The organism is Roseivirga pacifica, from assembly GCF_900111145.1.
GTDB classification, from domain to species: Bacteria; Bacteroidota; Bacteroidia; order Cytophagales; family Cyclobacteriaceae; genus Roseivirga; species Roseivirga pacifica.
Genome location: NZ_FOIR01000001.1, coordinates 417,212 through 436,979, shown reverse-complemented (window position 1 = coordinate 436,979; position 19,768 = coordinate 417,212). Strand labels below are relative to the sequence as shown.

General features: G+C 43.3%; 18 protein-coding genes. 6 read left to right on the top strand and 12 right to left on the bottom strand.

What is annotated here, in order from left to right:
- Nucleotides 1-50 precede the first annotated feature (50 nt).
- Nucleotides 51-518, bottom strand: coding sequence for a C40 family peptidase (locus tag BMW98_RS01990; RefSeq protein ID WP_162844646.1), 468 nt, complete (start codon nt 516-518; stop codon nt 51-53).
- Nucleotides 519-657: 139 nt separating this feature from the next.
- Here BMW98_RS01990 and BMW98_RS01985 point away from each other — a divergent pair, with 139 nt between their 5' ends.
- Together BMW98_RS01985 and BMW98_RS01980 are read left to right on the top strand one after the other, a co-directional pair.
- Nucleotides 658-1,272, top strand: a complete 615-nt coding sequence (locus BMW98_RS01985; RefSeq protein ID WP_162844645.1) for a CAP domain-containing protein — start codon at nt 658-660, stop codon at nt 1,270-1,272.
- Nucleotides 1,273-1,280: 8 nt separating this feature from the next.
- A complete protein-coding gene (locus tag BMW98_RS01980) occupies nt 1,281-1,880 on the top strand; it encodes a hypothetical protein (RefSeq protein ID WP_139177350.1) in 600 nt (199 codons plus the stop codon).
- Nucleotides 1,881-1,963: 83 nt separating this feature from the next.
- On the opposite strand, the gene BMW98_RS01975 is transcribed toward BMW98_RS01980, so the two are convergent.
- The 9 genes from BMW98_RS01975 to BMW98_RS01935 all read right to left on the bottom strand — a co-directional run bounded on the left by BMW98_RS01975 (nt 1,964) and on the right by BMW98_RS01935 (nt 10,695).
- Nucleotides 1,964-3,154, bottom strand: coding sequence for a M20 metallopeptidase family protein (locus tag BMW98_RS01975; RefSeq protein WP_170836499.1), 1,191 nt, complete (start codon nt 3,152-3,154; stop codon nt 1,964-1,966).
- A complete protein-coding gene (locus BMW98_RS01970; RefSeq protein WP_090256715.1) occupies nt 3,151-3,678 on the bottom strand; it encodes a hypothetical protein in 528 nt (175 codons plus the stop codon). The genes BMW98_RS01975 and BMW98_RS01970 overlap by 4 nt, the downstream gene beginning before the upstream one ends.
- Nucleotides 3,671-7,021 carry a preprotein translocase subunit SecA gene (gene secA / locus BMW98_RS01965; RefSeq protein ID WP_090256714.1) on the bottom strand — a complete coding sequence of 1,117 codons (3,351 nt, stop codon included), beginning with the start codon at nt 7,019-7,021 and terminating at the stop codon, nt 3,671-3,673. The genes BMW98_RS01970 and secA overlap by 8 nt, the downstream gene beginning before the upstream one ends.
- A gap of 63 nt (nt 7,022-7,084) precedes the next feature.
- A complete protein-coding gene (gene dapF, locus BMW98_RS01960; RefSeq protein ID WP_090256713.1) occupies nt 7,085-7,858 on the bottom strand; it encodes a diaminopimelate epimerase in 774 nt (257 codons plus the stop codon).
- Between the two features lie 78 nt (nt 7,859-7,936).
- Nucleotides 7,937-8,359 carry a hypothetical protein gene (locus BMW98_RS01955; protein WP_139177346.1) on the bottom strand — a complete coding sequence of 141 codons (423 nt, stop codon included), beginning with the start codon at nt 8,357-8,359 and terminating at the stop codon, nt 7,937-7,939.
- 105 nt (nt 8,360-8,464) lie between these two features.
- Nucleotides 8,465-8,827 carry a 50S ribosomal protein L19 gene (rplS, locus tag BMW98_RS01950; protein WP_090256711.1) on the bottom strand — a complete coding sequence of 121 codons (363 nt, stop codon included), beginning with the start codon at nt 8,825-8,827 and terminating at the stop codon, nt 8,465-8,467.
- 85 nt (nt 8,828-8,912) lie between these two features.
- Nucleotides 8,913-9,590 carry a tRNA (guanosine(37)-N1)-methyltransferase TrmD gene (trmD, locus tag BMW98_RS01945; RefSeq protein ID WP_090256710.1) on the bottom strand — a complete coding sequence of 226 codons (678 nt, stop codon included), beginning with the start codon at nt 9,588-9,590 and terminating at the stop codon, nt 8,913-8,915.
- The gene (rimM, locus tag BMW98_RS01940; protein ID WP_090256709.1) at nt 9,580-10,122 is read right to left on the bottom strand and encodes a ribosome maturation factor RimM; all 543 of its coding nucleotides are present in this window, start codon (nt 10,120-10,122) and stop codon (nt 9,580-9,582) included. The genes trmD and rimM overlap by 11 nt, the downstream gene beginning before the upstream one ends.
- Nucleotides 10,123-10,131: 9 nt before the next feature.
- Entirely contained in the window at nt 10,132-10,695 is a 564-nt protein-coding gene (locus BMW98_RS01935; RefSeq protein WP_090256708.1) for a 30S ribosomal protein S16, read from the bottom strand.
- Between the two features lie 256 nt (nt 10,696-10,951).
- Here BMW98_RS01935 and BMW98_RS01925 point away from each other — a divergent pair, with 256 nt between their 5' ends.
- Genes BMW98_RS01925 through lpdA form a run of 3 tightly spaced genes read left to right on the top strand, consistent with a single transcriptional unit; the run spans nt 10,952 to nt 16,689 of the window.
- Entirely contained in the window at nt 10,952-13,702 is a 2,751-nt protein-coding gene (locus BMW98_RS01925) for a 2-oxoglutarate dehydrogenase E1 component (protein WP_090256706.1), read from the top strand.
- An 11-nt stretch (nt 13,703-13,713) separates the two neighbouring features.
- Nucleotides 13,714-15,252 (top strand): 2-oxoglutarate dehydrogenase complex dihydrolipoyllysine-residue succinyltransferase, encoded by a 1,539-nt coding sequence (gene odhB, locus BMW98_RS01920; RefSeq protein ID WP_090256705.1) that lies wholly within the window; start codon nt 13,714-13,716, stop codon nt 15,250-15,252.
- Nucleotides 15,253-15,288: 36 nt separating this feature from the next.
- Nucleotides 15,289-16,689, top strand: a complete 1,401-nt coding sequence (lpdA, locus tag BMW98_RS01915) for a dihydrolipoyl dehydrogenase (RefSeq protein WP_090256704.1) — start codon at nt 15,289-15,291, stop codon at nt 16,687-16,689.
- 3 nt (nt 16,690-16,692) lie between these two features.
- Here the strand turns inward: lpdA and BMW98_RS01910 are convergent, their stop codons facing one another.
- Entirely contained in the window at nt 16,693-17,160 is a 468-nt protein-coding gene (locus tag BMW98_RS01910; protein WP_090256703.1) for a hypothetical protein, read from the bottom strand.
- Nucleotides 17,161-17,481: 321 nt separating this feature from the next.
- Between BMW98_RS01910 and BMW98_RS01905 the strand changes: the two genes are divergently transcribed.
- The gene (locus BMW98_RS01905) at nt 17,482-19,131 is read left to right on the top strand and encodes an LVIVD repeat-containing protein (RefSeq protein ID WP_090256702.1); all 1,650 of its coding nucleotides are present in this window, start codon (nt 17,482-17,484) and stop codon (nt 19,129-19,131) included.
- 76 nt (nt 19,132-19,207) lie between these two features.
- Here BMW98_RS01905 and BMW98_RS01900 read toward each other — a convergent pair whose 3' ends face one another.
- On the bottom strand, nt 19,208-19,618 hold the full coding sequence (locus BMW98_RS01900; RefSeq protein WP_139177344.1) for a hypothetical protein: 411 nt from the start codon (nt 19,616-19,618) through the stop codon (nt 19,208-19,210).
- Nucleotides 19,619-19,768 lie beyond the last annotated feature (150 nt).

Genomic DNA, 19,768 nt, shown 5'->3' with positions numbered 1-19,768 from the left:
TATAACTTATGTATTGAGCTTGTACCGCTCCGTTGGACTAACGGGAGCTCTTAAAGCACTCTCCTGGCTTTGCGGAAACGCTTTTTGTAGTAATCGCTGTAGAGGTTGCTTTCCGTAACCCCAAGCGAGGTTGATGCATGAATAAAACGGACATCGTTTCTCCCCTTAACTGAAGTTACAATGCCGGCATGCGTAATTTGTCTGCGTTTTTTCCCTGTTGCAAAAAACACCAAATCACCTACTCTAAGCTCATGTAAGGCCACGCGTTTGCCTTCCTTTGCTTGTTGCTCAGAAGTGCGTGGTAGTTTGATATTAATAGATCCGTAAGAGTGATAAAGCAAGGCAGAGCAGTCCATTCCGGCACGCGTGGTACCGCCATATTTGTAGGGTACACCAGTATAGGAACGTGCTGTTTGAATAACGGCATCGGCCTTTTTGGCTCGGCCACCGGCACATGAGGACAGAAAAAGACATACGGCCAAAATAGCCGAAAGCGTGTAAACTGGTGAAATTCGCACGTTCGAGTAGTTATTGGTGATAAACAAAATTAAAAGATTTCATGGAATATCCTTTTTAATCACGTCTAATCCATTCATTTAAGTATCTTTCAACATGCTAAAAAGGGTGTGCCTTGTACTGTTAACTAGTCTGCTTTGCTTGCAATTAGCCGCTCAAAAAAAGTGGAAGGATGCGTATTATGAGGAGCTGACTGACGAAACCTTTCGCGATTTCAAAGGCTTTAACCAACCTATTGACATCAAGAAAATTCAGTATAAGTTGCTTAATGCAGCAGTGTTTTTTTCGACCAACGAAGCACGCTTAGAACAAGGCTTAAGTGCGTTGTCGTTTCAGGAAAACCTAGAGATTATGGCATGGAATCATTCCATAAAAATGGGAGAGGACGACTTCTTTGCACATGAAGACCCTAAAAACAGAAAAAGGAAAACCCCAAGGCAACGCGCGAACCTGGCCGGAATAACCAACCCACAAATTGCCGAAAACCTAACAGCGATAGGAGGCAAGAATTATGGCACTTATATGGAATTGGCCGATGCTTTGGTTGACAGTTGGATCGATTCTCCACCGCATAGAAAAACTTTATATTCTGCTGATGCACTACAACTTGGCTGTGGCGTTTACTACTACGATGGTGTTTGGCAGAAAAACAGAGACATTCACAAACAAGGGAACGGTTTTTGGTTAGCTACTCAAAACTTTCAGTTGTTTACAAAAGTGAGCGCGAGCTCGTCAAAAGAAAAGAAACCTAAATAAAACTACCCATGAGGAAAATTATAGTGATGATGGTATTGAGTTTGGTAGCCACCAGTTTTTATGGTCAAGGGCTCAATCAGAAAGATCGACAACAGATCGATCAACGTGTTGGCAGTTTTTTGCAGCAGATTTCAGATAAGAATTACACTGGCTTGGTAGACTATATCTATCCGAGAGTATTTGAACATACCAGCAAAGATCAGATGTTTAAAACATTTGCCATGTTGGAGCAAATGGGAATTACCCTAAAGTTTCAGAACATGGAAGTGCTTGAGGCAAACTCCCTGTCTACGGTGGACAATATAGAGTATGCCATGATTAAGTATAACCTTGACATGACGCTGCCGCTTACAACGGACGATCTAAAAGGCTTTGCCCCACTAATTGTTCCTTCGCTTGAGTCGAACTTCGGTAAGGGCAACGTGATTTATAATAAGGCCGAGAACTACATTCGTGTTAAGGGCCAGAAGTATTTAATGGGTGTAAAAGACCCTGAATACAAGAGCCAATGGTTGTTCTTGATTTACGATGCCAGTTTTAAATCTGCTATTACCAAAATAGTACCTGCTAAGGTAAATCAGCAAGCTGCTGCAATTGCTGGGGAGTAACTATAGAACGCTAAAAAAATGGCACTCAAATTAAAATTCGAGTGCCATTTTTTATTTCTCGCAAACCCCAAGGTCGCTTTTGACTATTGACCCAACTGCTTAAGTGCATTCCAAGCCATAAAGCCGATTCCTAGCTCTATGGCATCTTCATCTACATTAAAGCGAGGCGTATGCGCGCCAAATGTTGTTTCCTTGGCCTCGTTGCCTGTACCTAATCGGTAGAAACATGCTGGCACCTCGTGGCTGTAGTAAGCAAAGTCTTCAGCGCCTAACCATAGGTCAAGGTCCACAATGTTCTCTTCGCCAATGTATTCGCAAGCAGCTGCTCTGGCAATGGCGGTTGTATCCTCATCGTTGTGCAAGAATGGATACCCCACATCAATGTTTACATCGCAAGAACCGCCCATTCCTTCGGCCACACTTGTCGCTAGTTTGGTAATGAGGTCGTGCGCCTTAAAACGCCAGTCTTCATCCAATGCGCGGAAGGTTCCGTCAATTTTCACCTCGTTAGGAATAATGTTCTGCGCACTGCCGCCATGAATCGCCCCGAAGGTTAATACAGTAGGTATTTTAGGATCCGCATTTCGGCTAATTACCGTCTGTAGTGCGGTAATAATCTGTGCAGCAATCACTATTGGATCGATGGCCTTATCTGGCAATGCTGCGTGTCCTCCTTGGCCTTTTACCGTTAAGTAAACTTCATCAGCACTGGCCATGTATTTACCCGAGCGGAAGCCCAGCTTACCTGTGGGGATGTAAGGCAGTACATGCTGCCCTAGCATGGCAGCCGGACGCGGGTTCTCCAAGGCACCAGCTTTGATCATAAGGGAAGCACCTCCCGGGTTTTTTTCTTCCCCAGGTTGAAAAACCAGTTTGATGGTTCCCTCAAATTCGTCCTTCAGTTCGTTCAGAATGGTAGCAGCACCCAAAAGGCATGCGGTGTGCACATCGTGACCACAGGCATGCATTACGCCATCGTTGGTCGATTTATAAGGCACATCGTTTTCTTCCTGAATAGGCAGTGCATCCATATCGCCACGAAGGGCGACAACTTTAGTGTCTGGGTTTTTTCCTTTAATAAGGGCTGTAATTCCTGTATCGGCTACGCCTTCTGTAGGTTCTATACCCAGTTTGCGCAGCTGTTCGGCTACATATTTGGCGGTTTCATGCTCCTCGAACGAAAGTTCTGGGTGCGCATGAATATGACGCCTAATAGCTACAATCGACTCAAAGTGTTTTGCAGCTAGTGATTTTACTTGCTCGGCTGAAATCATTCTTCAATGCTGAATTTGTCTGGCACGATGGAAGCTGTTGAGTAGTGCTCACGAATCTTTCTGTATAGCGGTTGTGCTTCTACTTGTTGAAAGAACTCGCCCACCTTAACAAAGTAAGTGGGTAGCTTATAACTAAACTTTGCCTCCAATTCAGGCACAATATCGAAAAGGCGGTTTCGCACACGGCCTGCCTCAATTTCGTTGTTGCCTGAATACACCAAAATGGTGTAGCCACTGTATTCACGAATGGTGTCGTTGCGCACCACCATGGTATCAATTACCGCTTGCAGTTCATCTTTCAAATCGAAAGAAGTCTGAAGCGGTTCATTGTCAATCACTTTTTCGGTAGCAGTAACCTGCGTTGTATTAACCGTAACTTCTGGACGGTATTTTTTCAAATCGTCAGAGTAGTTTAAGTCGGCTTTGGTTGTGGTAGTCTTCTGCGGAACAGAGGGGCCTGCACAACCAACTGCCAAAAGCATGGCCCCAATGAGGGCGAAAATATAGGTGCTTTGCTTATTCATCTATTAATACACACTTGTTACTCTTCAGGTCTTCTTCAACCACCTTAAACTTAACGTCTTTTTTCACGGTTCCGTCTGAGTACTGTACAGAAACACGGTCGTTTCTACCATGTACCTTCTCTGACTTGGCCGGAGCTACCTTCTCGGCAGGTGGTCTGTTACGGGTGTCTTGGCGGCCTGCCAATGCACTCTGCGATTCTTCCTTAGATTCGTTGTAAGCCTGACGTTGCGTTTGTCTTGCCTCTTGCACCCTGTTAGGGTCTTCAGTTGGCAATGCGGCTTTGGTTAAGAAAGAAACCGTCTCTTCGTTCACCTTGTTCAAGAAACCTTTGAACATCTCGAACGCTTCGAACTTATAGATCAAAAGTGGGTCTTTCTGCTCGTAAACGGCATTCTGTACCGACTGCTTCAAGTCGTCCATGTCGCGCAAGTGCTCTTTCCAAGTTAAGTCAATTACGCCTAAAGTAATTGATTTTTCTATGGCTTTAATCAGCTCGGCATTTTCGGTCTCAATGGTTTTTTCAAGGTTTACTGCAACCCCAATTTGGCGCTTACCATCAGTAATTGGCAACAAAATGTTCTGAACAGTAGCTCCTCTTTCGCGCTGAATGTTCTTCAACAACGGTAGCGTGGTTTCGGCAATCATTTTGTTTTTAGCATTGTATGCAGCATAAGCTTCCTCATACAAATCGTTGGTAAGGTCGTTCATGTTGGTGGCACCAAATTGGTCTTCCGTAATTTTGGTGTCCATTCCCAACGTACTAATGCAGCTTAACTTAAACGCATCGAAATCCTCGGCACCTTTGGTGTTATTTACAATCTCTTCGCAGGTATCGTACATCATACTCATGATGTCGAGCTGCAAACGCTCACCTTTAAGGGCGTTCTTTCTACGATCGTAAATTACAGTACGCTGCTGGTTCATTACGTCATCGTACTCCAACAGGCGCTTACGTATACCGAAGTTATTTTCTTCTACCTTTTTCTGAGCTCTTTCAATAGACTTAGAAATCATAGAGTGCTGAATCATTTCGCCCTCTTTCAAGCCCATTCTATCCATTAGTTTGGCTACTCTGTCAGAGCCAAACAAACGCATTAGGTTATCTTCTAACGAAACAAAGAACTGCGAAGAACCTGGGTCTCCTTGACGACCAGCACGACCTCTTAGCTGTCTATCGACACGTCTGGATTCGTGGCGTTCTGTACCAATAATGGCCAAACCACCAGCCGCTTTAGAGTCTGGATGAAGCTTAATATCCGTACCACGACCCGCCATGTTGGTAGCAATGGTTACCGTACCCGGCTTACCAGCTTCGGCTACCACATCTGCCTCACGTGCGTGCTGCTTGGCATTTAGTACCTGGTGTTTAATTTTCTTTAGGTTGAGCATTCTACTCAAAACCTCAGAGATTTCTACCGATGTAGTACCCACCAATACTGGTCGGCCTTGCTCGGTAAGTTCTACAATTTCGTCAACCACTGCGTTGAACTTTTCGCGTACCGTTTTGTACACTTTGTCATCGCGGTCGTCTCGCTGAATTGGCCTGTTGGTAGGAATTACTACGGTGTCTAGCTTGTAGATTTCCCAGAACTCGCCTGCTTCAGTTTCTGCAGTACCCGTCATACCAGCTAGTTTATGGTACATTCTAAAGTAGTTCTGCAAGGTAATAGTAGCGTAGGTTTGTGTAGCGTCTTCCACTTTTACGTTTTCCTTCGCCTCAATGGCTTGGTGCAAGCCATCAGAGTATCTTCGGCCATCCATTACACGACCAGTCTGCTCATCCACAATCTTTACCTTGTTCTCCTGAACAATGTATTCAGTGTCTTTCTCGAACATGGTGTAAGCCTTAAGCAATTGATTCACGGTGTGAATTCGCTGTGCTTTCACACTGTAATCGGCAATGGCTTCGTCTTTCTTTTTTAGCTTTTCTTCGTCAGAAACACCGTCTTCTTTTTCCAGTTGCGCTACAATGTCACCAATGTCGGTTAGAATAAAGAAGTTAGGATCCTCACCCTCTCCGGTAATCAAATCGGTACCTCTTTCAGTAAGGTTTACCGCATTCGACTTTTCGTCTATGGTAAAGTACAAAGGCTCATCAGCCTTTGGCATGTTCTTCTGGTTGTCTTGTAGGTAGAAATTCTCTGTTTTCTGAAGTGTGATTCGGATACCCGTTTCACTCAAGAATTTAATCAAAGGCTTATACTTAGGCAATCCTCTGAAGGCTCTGAAAAGTGCTAGGCCACCTTCTTCTTCGTTACCTTCTTTAATAAGTCTTTTTGCATCGTTCAAATACTGGCCACAAAGCTTGCGCTGCGCTTCTACCAATTTTTGAATGCGTGGTTTCAATTCGTGGAATTCGTGCTCATCGCCTTTAGGCACTGGACCCGAAATAATCAACGGTGTTCTGGCTTCATCAATCAGTACTGAATCCACCTCATCGACCATGGCGAAATGATGACGACCCTGAACAAGCTCTTGCTCTTCTCGCGCCATGTTGTCTCTTAGGTAGTCGAAGCCGAATTCGTTGTTGGTACCGTAAATGATGTCGCAGCGGTAAGCATTTCTTCTTTCCTCAGAGTTTGGTCTGTGCTTGTCGATACAGTCAACCGTTAGTCCGTGGAATTGGAAAAGCGGTGCCATCCATTCGGAGTCACGCTTGGCCAAGTAATCGTTTACCGTAACCACGTGAACACCACGGCCTGCAAGTGCATTGAGGTATGCTGGCAAGGTGGCTACCAAAGTTTTACCTTCACCTGTGGCCATCTCAGAGATTTTACCTTGGTGCAGTACAATACCGCCAATTAGCTGCACATCATAGTGAAGCATTTCCCAAGTCACCTCGTTTCCGGCCGCCATCCACTTATTCTTCCAAATGGCAGTATCGCCATTTACTTCTACCTGCGTACCGGTTGCAGCAATCTGTCGATCGTGCATGGTTGCCGACACGGTAAGACTACCATTTTCCTTCAGTCTTCTGGCAGTTTCTTTTACCACCGCGAAGGCTTCAGGAAGGATGTCCATTAATATTTTTTCAAGCTCTTCGTTTCTTTGTTCTTCAAGCTTGTCTATGGCTTCAAAGGCTGCTTCTTTCTGGCCAATCTCTAGGTCAGTATTGTTGGCAATGCCTTGTTGTTCTGCAATTTGATCATCGATGGATTTAAGCCCAGCGTTGATTTTATCTTTGAGCTCCTGCGTTTTATTTCTTAGGTCTTCATCACTAAGGCTCTTCAGTGTTTCATAAACCCCGTTTATCTGCTTCACGAAAGGAGTTACCTCCTTTACATCTCTATCTGATTTACTTCCGAAAAGCTTAGCAAGCCCTTTTGTTAGTACGCTCATAATTGAAAATTAAGTGCTAAAGTTAAATTCTTGTGCTTTAATAAAGAAAGCATGTGTGTATTATCTTCAAATGGAAATTGATCCGGCAAAAACCTGCTTTGCAGGGCCAATTAGATAAATGTTTTTAAAGCCGTTATCGGCCTTTTCAAAAGTTACTTTTAATGTGCCGCCAACAGCCTGAAGTGTTACTTCCTCAACATTGTTTTTTAGGCCTAAGGAAAGCGCTGCAGCCGTGCAGCCTGTTCCGCACGAAAGTGTTTCGCCTTCCACACCGCGTTCGTAGGTTCTTATCTTAAGTTCGGCATCGCCCAATTGTTGAATGAGGTTTACGTTCACGCCTTTTGCTTTAAAGCGTTCAGCGTAACGAACGGACTGGCCTTCGGCTATCATGTCGAGTTCGGCTACATTGTTATTGTAGCGAATGTAATGCGGAGAACCAGTGTCTATCAAAAAGTCTTCGCCAATTTGTTCGTAGCCGGCTACATCGTTCATCAATAGCCTCACTTCATCACCTTTAATGGTGGCTTTGTGCATGCCATCAATGGCCAAAAAGTCAGTTTTGTCTGCAATAATGCCAAGTTGTTTGGCAAACATTACGGCACAACGGCTGCCGTTGCCACAAAGCGACTGGGAACCATCTGGGTTGTAGTAGACCATTTCGAAGTCGGCATTGGCTGCGTTTTCGATAAGGATCACGCCATCGGCACCAATCCCGAATCTGCGATCGCAGAGTTGAGCGATTAATTTCAGGTCGTCTTTCGGGAAAACACCCTCCCTATTATCGACCATTACAAAATCGTTACCGGTACCCTGATATTTATAAAAAGATAAGGCTCGCATTGCAAAAGTTTGTCTCCTGATTGCAATTTACGAGCCTAAAGTTTTTTAGTGACAAAATGTCCTAAGGGATTGTACTAGTTATTTACTTTTCTTGATAAAGTAACGAAAGCCAATCGCTCCTTTCAGAAAATCATCTCCATCGACTGCGCCAGAAACATATGCGCCTTCGGCATGAAAGGCGAAGTTTCGCATTTTTTCGAATGGTTTTACAGTAAAACCCACTGCGGGAATCACAGGGCCTTCCGCAAGCTTGAAGCGATAGCCCAGGCCTCCGAAAAGATTGAAGTCTTCTTTACGAATGAAGTTGTAGAAACCCATTATTTCAGGAGAAAACTCAGAAACGTCCATGTCGATTCTTCCTTCGCCCCAAATGCGCTTTTCTGGATTAGTGCTGATACCAAAACTACTCACGGCCTCTGAGTGTAAAAAACTAAGGCCAACCTGTGCTTTTGCTTGATTAAGTGCGAATAGACAAAGCGCGATTAAAAATACTTTCTTCATAAGAATGGTGTTTAATGTTTTTTTAGAAGTCAACTTAACAAAGTTTAGACCAAAAAAAACCTCGAACTATTAAGTCCGAGGTTCTTATATTTTCAAAAGGCTCGATTATCTACGAGTCAATTTTTCTTTAATTCTAGCAGCTTTACCTTGTCTACCTCTCAAGTAGAACAATTTAGCTCTTCTCACTTTACCTTTTCTCAACACTTCGATTTTATCGATGTTTGGAGAAAGCAATGGGAAAATTCTTTCTACACCAACTCCACCAGAAACTTTTCTTACTGAGAAAGTCTCACCGTTAGTACCTGCATTTCTTCTCTGAATTACAGTACCTTGGAACTGCTGGATTCTCTCCTTGTTTCCTTCTGTAATTTTAACGTGTACGTTAATAGTATCGCCAGGAGCAAAAGAAGGTAGCTGAGCTCTTCTTTCGTTATTTTCCTCTTCTATAAATTTAATAAGCTCGCTCATGATTTTTTTCTGTATAAAGCCAGTCTTTCAAAACGGACTGCAAATATAGGGATTAGTTTTTGATATTTAGAACCTTACGCCAAAATTATTCTTTAAAAATATCTGGTCGCCTCTGTTTGGTTCTTTCAACTGCTTGTTCGTGTCGCCATTCTTCAATTTTGGCGGCATGGCCCGAGAGCAATACATCAGGCACTTTCATGCCATTGTATTCCGCGGGTCTGGTATAAACAGGTGGTGCCAACAGGTTGTCCTGAAATGAATCAGTTAAAGCCGAGGTTTCGTCTGATAACACTCCAGGGATAAGCCTAATAAGGGCATCGGACAATACTGCGGCTGCCAATTCGCCTCCTGAAAGCACATAGTCACCTATGCTGATTTCGCGGGTTATGAATGCATCGCGCACGCGCTGGTCTACTCCTTTGTAATGGCCGCACAAAATGATGATGTTCTTTCTTAATGAAAGTTCGTTACAAGTCCCTTGATTGAGTTGCTCTCCGTCAGGGGTCATGTAAATTACTTCATCGTATTCGCGCTCAGCCTTCAAAGCGCTAATACATCTATCGATTGGCTCGATCATCATTACCATGCCTGCACCACCACCATATGCATAATCGTCAAGCTGTTTTTTGCGGTTAACCGCATACTCGCGCAAGTCGTGCACATATACTTCTGCAAGGCCTTTGTCTTGCGCTCTCTGTAATATGGAGTGCGAAAACGGGCTGTCGAGCAGTCGTGGCAAGCATGTAATAATGTCAATTCTCATCTTCCGATGTATATATATCGAGTAATCCTTCCGGGATTTTTAGGCTAATTGATGTGGCCGATTTATTAAGCGCTACAAGCAGCTCTTCCTGATAAGGCAAGAGAATCTCTTGATCGTCTTCGTTTTCCAAAACCAAGATCAGTTGTGGGCCACTTTCTAATAGGTTCACAACTTTGCCAACGGTTTGGCTTGTCGCGGCATCAATTACCGAATAACCAGCTAACTCGTGCAGGTAAAATTCATCATCTGGCAATTCGGGCAGTACTGCTAGTGGCAAGTAAAGCTTAGCGCCTTTTAGCGCATTGGCTTCTTCTACTGTAAGTACTTCTTCCAAAGCCACAATGGCCCGGTTTCCCTTTAGACTTATCGACTCAATAAAAAAAGGAACCAGTTGTTGTCCTTGCTGAACAAAAACTGATTCCAAATCTTGATAAGCCTCCGGGCTGTCAGCGTCTATTGCAACCTGAACCTCGCCCTTTAAGCCATGTGCTTTGATGATGTAACCCAGAAGATAACATTCATCAACTGTCATAGCAGCTGCTTAGTCGTTTTTCTCTTCTTCTGAAGTTTCCTCTGTTGCTTCAGCTGCAGGAGCCTCCGCTTCGTCAGTTGCTTCTTCTTCAGCAGGAGCGTTAGCTGCTTCTTCTTCAGCTTTTTTAGCAGCAAGTGCTTCTGCTCTTGCAGCGCTTACTTTAGCTTCAGCCTCAAGTTTTGCTTTCTTAGCATCTTCTTTCGCTTTAGCCAATTGCTCAGATTTACCAGCAATTTTAGCGTCTTTGTCAGCTACCCAAGCATCAAATTTCTTGTCTGCTTCTTCTTGCGTTAAAGCACCTTTGATTACACCAATTTGAAGGTGTTTTTTCAACATCAAACCTCTGTAAGAAAGCATTGCTTTCACAGTGTCAGTTGGTTGAGCACCATCCATTAACCATTTGAACGCTCTATCATTATCAATGTTGATAGAAGCTGGGTCGGTGTTAGGGTTATAGGTACCGATTTTTTCAATAAAGCGACCATCACGTGGTGCTCTAGCGTCAGCGATTACTACATCGTACATCGCTCTTCTCTTACGGCCTCTTCTGGCCAATCTGATTTTTACTGCCATTTTATTTTATATGGTTTATGGGGATCACGTCCCCGCTCTTTCTGAGAACACGTCTCGAAAAAGGACTGCAAAGATAATTGATTATTATTTAATTCGCGACAGTAGGTTAATTATTTTCAGTACAGCGAGTTATAAAGCCTTTTGGCAAAGAGTTATTTTGAAAGTGAAATATGAAAATCTTATAATCGCTTAAACGATTTTTGATAGTATTTTTATTCCCATACCTTTGTTTCAGTGATTTAGCAAAGTAGCATCCATGGATAACTATACTTACCTAAGTAATGCCGACCCAAAGGCCATAGAGTCGCTTTACGAACAATATAAAAATGATCCCAGCAGTGTAGATGAAGGCTGGAGGAAATTCTTTGAAGGATTCCAGTTCGCGCAAGAGGACTATCCTTTACTACCAAATGGTAAAAGTACTGCAACCGCTTCAGCACCGTCTAAAGGTGGTGGCAACCTTTCTGAAAAGGAAGTGGAAGTACAAAAGCTTATTCATGCGTACCGCTCGCGTGCTCACTTGCGCTCTCATACCAACCCGGTAAGAGAAAGAAGAGACAGACATCCTATTTTGGACCTGCAGTACTTCAACCTATCCGAATCTGATCTTGACACTGAATTTCAGGCAGGTGAAGAATTAGGGATAGGAAAGGCTTCTCTTCGCAAAATCATCGAGACACTTAAGTATATATATGAAGGAGCTGTTGGCTTTGAATATATGTATGTGCGCAACCCAGAGAAATTAAACTGGCTGCGTCAGCGTATTGAGAAAGATGCATTGGATTTTAATCCTTCGAAGGACCAACGCAAACGAATTCTGAGCAAATTGAACGAGGCTGTTGTTTTCGAAAACTTCCTCCATACAAAATATTTAGGCCAAAAGCGCTTTTCATTAGAAGGTGGCGAAACCACTATTCCTGCCCTTGACGCCATTATTAATAAAGGTTCAGAACTAGGTGTAGAAGAAGTAATGATTGGTATGGCTCACCGTGGCCGACTAAACGTTCTGGCCAACATAATGGGCAAAACCTACGAACAAATATTCAATGAGTTCGAGGGTGGCGCTACTCCTGACCTTACCATGGGCGATGGTGATGTGAAATATCACCTTGGTTTTTCTAGCCAAATTAAAACGCACAACGGTAAAGACGTTGAAGTAAAACTTGCTCCTAACCCTTCGCACTTAGAGGCTGTAAACCCGGTGGTTGAAGGTTTTGTGCGTGCCAAAGGTGACGAAGAGTACGATAGAGATAGGTCTAAGATCCTCCCTATCCTTATTCATGGTGATGCTGCAGTTGCTGGCCAAGGCATAATGTACGAGGTAGTACAAATGAGCCAGTTGGAAGGCTACAAAACAGGAGGAACTATCCACTTTGTGATTAACAACCAGGTTGGTTTTACGACCGACTTTGACGATGCCAGATCGGCTATTTACTGTACCGATGTAGCCAAGATGATTGATGCACCGGTACTTCACGTAAATGGTGACGATCCTGAGGCAGTGGTGTTCTGTGTGCAGTTTGCAACTGAGTACCGTCAAAAGTTTGGTGACGATATTTTTGTGGATATGGTTTGTTACAGACGCCATGGCCACAACGAGAGTGATGAGCCTAAATTCACACAGCCATCACTTTACAACAAGATTTCGAAACACCCGAACCCAAGAGAGGTTTACAATAAATTCTTAATTGAAAAAGGTGAAGTAGAGGCTGCTTTAGCCAAGTCGATGGATAAGGAGTTCCGCGCTTTGCTTCAAGACAGATTAAACCTAGTAAAGCAAAAGCCTTTGCCTTATGTGTATCAGCCGCTTGAAGAGGAGTGGAGAACACTTAGAAGGTCTAAGCCAGAAGATTTCGATAAATCTCCTGAAACAGGTGTAAGCCAAGCAACAATCGATAAGGTTGCTGAGGCACTTACCAATATCCCTAAAGGCTTTAAGCCAATTAAACAAATTGAAAAGCAGCTTAAGCAGCGTAAGGACATGTTCTTTAAGGACAAGCAGCTTAACTGGGCTGGCGGTGAGCTTTTGGCTTACGGATCGCTTTTGCTTGATGGTAAAATGGTGCGTCTTTCGGGGCAAGATGTACAGCGTGGTACATTCTCGCACAGACATGCCGTATTGCGCGATGCAAATACAAACGAGGCTTACAATAGCTTGAACCACCTAGAAGGTGCCAAATACAACTTTGAGATTTATAACTCGTTGCTTTCTGAGTTTGGTGTAATGGGCTTTGAGTTTGGTTATGCCATGGCTAACCCTAACGCACTTACAATTTGGGAAGCGCAGTTTGGCGACTTTGCAAACGGTGCACAAGTAATGGTCGATCAGTTCCTTTCTTGCTCAGAAACTAAATGGCAAAGAATGAATGGCTTGGTGCTATTGCTACCGCACGGTTACGAGGGGCAAGGTCCTGAGCACTCAAATGCAAGACCGGAGCGTTACCTACAGCTTTGTGCCGAGTACAATATGGTAGTGACTAATATTTCTACCCCAGCCAACTTATTCCACGCTTTGCGTAGACAGTTAACATGGGACTTCAGAAAACCATTGGTAAACATGTCGCCTAAGTCGTTGTTAAGACACCCAAGAGTAGTATCTGATGTTTCAGAATTCACCACCGGGTCATTCCAAGAGGTGATTGCTGACGCTACGGTAAAAGCGAAAGATGTGAAGAAAGCAGTGCTTTGTACCGGAAAAGTATATTACGACTTATTGGAGCGTCAGGAAAAAGAAAAGAGAAAAGATGTAGCCCTCATTCGTGTAGAGCAATTGCATCCGTTCCCTAAAGCCCAAGTAGATGCTATTTTGGGCCAATATAAAGGTGCCGAAATGGTTTGGTTGCAAGAAGAGCCAGAAAACATGGGCTATTGGAGCTTTATAGAAAGAGCTTACAAAGAAAGAGCCCTTACATTGATCTCAAGAAAAGCCAGTGCATCGCCTGCAACGGGTTATGCCAAAGTACACAATCAAGAACAAGAAGAAATTATCAATAAAGCCTTCGCTTAAAATAGAAAACTATGAGTTTGGAAATCAAAGTACCTACCGTTGGTGAATCAGTAACTGAAGTCACCATTGCACAGTGGTTCAAACAAGATGGAGACCATGTAGAGATGGACGAGGTGATTTGCGAAATGGAGTCTGACAAAGCCACATTTGAATTGCCTGCCGATGCTGCTGGAACCCTCAGTATTAAAGCACAAGAAGGCGATACGCTTCAAATTGGCGACCTTATTTGTACTATCGATACCGATGCCGCAGGAAGCTCTTCTGATGCTCCGAAAGAGGAGAAAAAGGAGGAGTCTTCAGAAAAAGCAGAAAGCAGTGAGCCAAAAGCGACTGGCGAGGTGAAAGAAATGATTGTGCCTACCGTAGGCGAATCAATTACCGAGGTAACTATTTCGAGCTGGTTGAAAGAAGATGGTGACTACGTAGAACTAGACGAAGTAATCGCTGAAGTTGATTCTGACAAGGCTACCTTCGAACTACCTGCAGAGGCTTCTGGTATTTTAAGAACCGTGGCCCAGGAAGGCGATACCATAGAAATTGGTGCGTTAATCTGTAAGATTGAAGTGATGGAAGGCGGTGCTCCTGAAGCAGCCAGTGCTCCAAGCACAAGCTCAGAAACTTCATCTGCTGCTCCATCTGGCGAGCAAACTTACGCTACAGGCCATGCCTCTCCGGCCGCAGCTAAAATTTTAAGCGAAAAAGGAATTGATGCTTCTACTATAAAAGGAACAGGCAAAGATGGCAGAGTTACTAAAGAAGATGCCATGAATGCTGAAAAGCCTGCGGCTAAACCTGCAGCTTCTGCTCCAAAAGAAACCGCTGCTCCAAGTGCACCAGCAGCAAAAGGCGAACGCAACTCTCGCAGAGAGAAAATGAGCGCCTTGCGTAAGACAGTTTCAAGAAGATTGGTTTCTGTTAAGAATGAAACCGCCATGTTGACCACGTTTAACGAGGTGAACATGAAGCCAATCATGGACTTGAGAAAGAAATACAAGGAGAAGTTCAAAGAGAAGTACGAGGTAAACCTTGGTTTCATGTCGTTCTTTACGAAAGCCGTTACCATGGCTTTGAAAGACTGGCCAGCGGTAAACGCTCAAATTGACGGAAACGAGATTGTTTATAATGACTTTGTAGATGTTTCAATTGCTGTTTCTGCTCCTAAAGGTTTGATGGTTCCGGTAATCAGAAATGCTGAGGACATGAGCTTTGACCAAGTTGAGAAAGAAGTAATTCGTTTGGCAACCAAAGCCCGTGACGGCAAATTGACTATTGACGAAATGACTGGTGGAACCTTCACTATTACTAATGGTGGTATTTTCGGTTCTATGCTTTCTACCCCGATTATCAACGCACCACAATCGGCAATCTTAGGAATGCACAACATTGTAGAGCGCCCAATGGCGGTAAATGGCGAGGTTCAAATTCTTCCTATTATGTATGTAGCCCTTTCTTACGACCATAGAATTATCGATGGCCGTGAGTCTGTAAGCTTCCTCGTTAGAGTGAAAGAGTTGTTGGAAGATCCAACTAGATTACTACTCGGAGTTTAATCTCAATACTAGGTACTCACTACTAAATACAAGAAAATGAAATACGATGTAACAGTAATCGGTTCTGGTCCTGGTGGATATGTAGCAGCTATTCGTTGCGCACAGCTGGGTATGAAAACCGCCATCATCGAAAAATACGATACCCTTGGAGGAACTTGCCTTAATGTTGGCTGTATTCCTTCAAAAGCACTTTTGGATTCTTCAGAGCACTATCACAATGCTGAGCACACTTTTAAAGCGCACGGCATTGAGCTTGATAACCTGAAGGTGAACTTGGAGCAAATGATTGAGCGCAAGCGCGGTGTAGTTACCGACAATGTGAACGGTATTGCTTTCTTAATGAAGAAAAACAAGATCGATGTTCACACAGGTGTGGGTTCGTTTGTAGATAAGAACAACATCAAAATCACAGATAGCGAAGGAAAAGAAACGCAAATTGAGACCGATAAGGTGATCATTGCAACTGGTTCTAAACCAGCTTCACTTCCTTTCATCGAAATCGACAAAAAGCGCATTATCACTTCTACCGAAGCTTTGGAATTGAAAGAAGTGCCAAAACACATGATCGTAATAGGCGGTGGTGTTATCGGCATGGAGCTTGGTTCTGTTTACGCACGTTTGGGTGCCGAAGTATCTGTGGTTGAGTTTATGGATGACCTAATTCCTTCTATGGATAAAACCATGGGTAGAGAATTGAAGAAGTCATTGAAAAAGCTCGGCTTCAACTTCTACCTAGGCCACAAAGTTACCGAGGTAAAAGGCACAGCTAAAACAGTGACTATTAAAGCTGAAAACAAGAAAGGCGAAACTGTAGAAATCAAAGGTGATTACTGCTTGGTTTCTATTGGTAGAAAGCCTTACACTGATGGTCTTGGCTTAGAAAACATTGGCTTAAAAACTGACGATCGCGGTAGAATTGAAGTGAACGAACATTTGCAGACTACGGTAGACAACGTTTACGCGATTGGCGATGTAATTAAGGGTGCTATGTTGGCACATAAGGCGGAAGAAGAAGGTGTTTTTGTGGCTGAAACTATTATGGGACAAAAGCCGCACATCAACTACAACCTAATTCCTGGCGTGGTGTATACTTGGCCAGAGGTTGCTGCTGTAGGTTATACTGAAGAGCAATTGAAAGAGCAAGGCAGAGCTTACAAAGCTGGATCATTCCCTTTCAAAGCATCGGGCCGAGCCAGAGCATCTATGGATACTGATGGTGTAGTAAAGGTATTGGCAGATAAAGAAACGGATGAGATTCTTGGCGTGCATATGATTGGCCCAAGAACAGCCGACATGATTGCTGAAGCCGTTGTTGCTATGGAATATAGAGCAAGCGCAGAAGACATTTCTAGAATGTCTCACGCTCACCCTACATATACCGAAGCGTTTAAAGAGGCGTGTTTGGCAGCTACAGACAACAGAGCCTTACACATATAAAACTTAGTCGTTCTTTTTGGAACGTTTATCATTTAAGGAAACTGCGAGAGTGGTTTCCTTTTTTACTTTCTTAAGGCTAATAGGCTCAATCATGTCCGATTGACCACCACTAAGCGGAGTCAACACCAAAGCTGTTCTGTCATAACTGGTAAAGTGCCCGAAATATTTTTCTGTATTTCCAGATGCACTAGCCAAACTCAAAGTAAAGTTTAGGTCGCCAACCAATTTCAAATTGGTCATTTTGTACAGCGAATCGTTCATGGCAATGCTGAAGCCATCATTCGTTTTATTTATGGCGTAAATAGCAACATCCTTATGCTCAAGGTTGATCCATTCGCCCTCAAGTGCCATAGATTGGTTCTTTGCAGTGGCTCGCTCTTCTTTAGAGATAAAAAGCTGCGCATCCTTTTGGCATGACTGTGCTGCCAAGCCGATAAGCAGGATGAATGTAAGGTTCTTTAGTGTTGTCATGTTGAAATTGTTTGAAAAACAATAGGCAAACCAAGAGCCAAAATTTTAAAACACTGATAATCAATGTTTTGATTATTGTTTTACAGTTCCTATTTTGGATTAAGTCTCTATTTGGGAATTAATCTCTATTTGATCTTCTCGAGAAGACTGGTGTGTTGAACTTTTTGGGTTGCGAAATGCTTGTCTAATTAATCTCAACTATGGCCGTTCATTCCCAATTTGGAACCAGTTAAATCCAGTAAAGGGTCATTAAATCACAAATTAGGGGATTTATTAATTGGCACGTAGTTGGTAAAAGAGACGATAAACTAACTTTGCAGAATGAAAATGAGGAAATTACATGTACGCGCTCTACTCTTGAGTATTTCTGGAGCTCTATTGCTTCAGGCATGTAACGATGCGCCAAGTGCAGAAGGAGAAGAGACAAGGCTTGCCGTGTCGAACGATGTGGCTTCTTTGAGCAGTCGCGTGGCAATGAAAAACCAGTCTGTTGGCCTAAATACTAATGGTGGTGGTTCTAAAGGAGCAGCTAATCTAGCCGCTAGTACAACGGACGATTCTACCTATGAATTGATTGCAGAAATCGCTTCCCCTAGTTTAAAGGGAAATACCCTTTCAGCTACACACGTAAGGCTCGATGGTGATCAGGCATTCGTTACCTATCACATTAACGGAGCAGAATATGGTGGTGGATTTGAAGTGATTAACCTAGCTAACGAGGCAAATATCAGCATTACAGGTCAGGCGCTTTATAACGATACCAACATGAATGCTTTGGCTGTAGATACCGAAGTAGACCTTGATGGAAATACGCAGCGGGTTTATTTGGCTGGTGCCAACGGCTCTGGAGCAATTGTAGAAAAACTAGACATTACAAACGGTTTGGTTACTGAAAACACTCAGACTTTGGAATTGCCTGGCCCAAATGCCAACGGAGTTATTAGAACTCGCCACATGCTATATGTAACCGCTGGTGGACGCTCTGGCGATGGTGGTGTAGTTGCAGTAGATGTTAGAAATGGAAGCAACCATTTTACCATTAACGAAACAGAAAACTACGCTGATGCCAAAGATGTAGCAACTACAGGTGGCGATGTAAATGATGACATGGTGGTACTTAAAGGTGGTACAAACTCTAGCATTGAAATTTACCGTGTGGCTGCTAACGGGCTTAACAAAAGAGGTAATTCTGCTGCGGGTAGTATGAATGTAGTAGATGGTAAGAACACCGTAGTGATTGACGCGGGCCTTGCTTACACCGCGATGAGTGATTTAGGTGTGAAAATTTTCGACTTAAATAGCAGTAGCGCAACCGAAGAATATCATTTACCAAGCACTGCTTTTGGTGGTGGACTAAGCAACGGAATTGCTGTAGATGAAGATAAGATCTATATCGCCAATGGTACTTCTGGTTTATTTATTGCCGACAAGCCAATTGGCAGTAACCTTACTGTAAATGGCGTATTGAACCTTTCTGGTTCTGCCAACTTTGTTGCAGCCAACGATAGCTACATTGTTGTAGCCAACGGTACAGGTGGTGTTAAGGTGCTTAAAAGAATTGCTCCGGAAATCGATGCTTGTGCTAATGGTGACACATGGAATATCAATACAAACCCTTCGGCTAAAGTTGAAAGAAATCAGACTATCATTAAATCAGGTAGTATTGCTTTCAGAAACGACCTGAATGTAGAGGGTGAACTTTACTACTGTGGTGCTATGCAAGTTGGTTCTAACCTGCTTGTTCAGAATGGTGGTAAGTTCGATATGAACGGGTCGCTAGTGGTAAACAGAGACTTGAACCTAGGTTCTAATTCTACTTTGGTTATTGAGGGTTCGCTAACAATTCACGGTAACTTTAACTTTGGTGGAACCATCATCTTTAAAGGAAGTGGATCGAGCTTGCAGGTAAGCGGAAACGTGAATAACAACGGTGGTAAATCCGAAGGAACCTGGAGCGGAAGACAGCTTTAAACTAAAAGTACATAAATAAAAAGGGCTGCCTCCCGATATTTCGGGCTGGCAGCCTTTTTTTATACCCGCTGTACAATTATTTACTTACGCGAGTTGCCTCTATTGGCAGTGCATCATCGCCTAGGTAAACAGTGCCTTGCATAGAGTCTCCATCAAAAGAGCAGTCAATATCTGCAGACATACCCATTACTTCTAGGTTGGCAGTCATTTGGGTTCCCTGAACGTCCAAGCCAGACATTTCTAATTCGCCAAACTGATCGGTTTGTAAAACCCCCACATAGGCTCCTGGCGCTCCAGTTATAACCATTTTTCCTGCGCTACCGCCATCGGGAGTGCTTACATAGTAATCCCATGTTCCGGTTGGATCATAAGTTTTTGCTTTTGCCTTACTGCCAGAGGTAGTTCCGTCAGTTGCAGCGCAGCCTACAGCAAATAGCATAACTGCTACTAGCATTAGGCCAAATTTCATTCGGATGAGTGCTTTCATTTCTTTTTGAATATTTAAATAATGGCAAATTAATTTAAACAATTTTTCCCTTCGTCTTGTCTTAAATATGGCAATTTTAGCCTCTTTCAAGCCCTTGTGCATTATCTACTTATATGGGTTTTGATTGTAAGCTTTATGCCCTAACTTTGT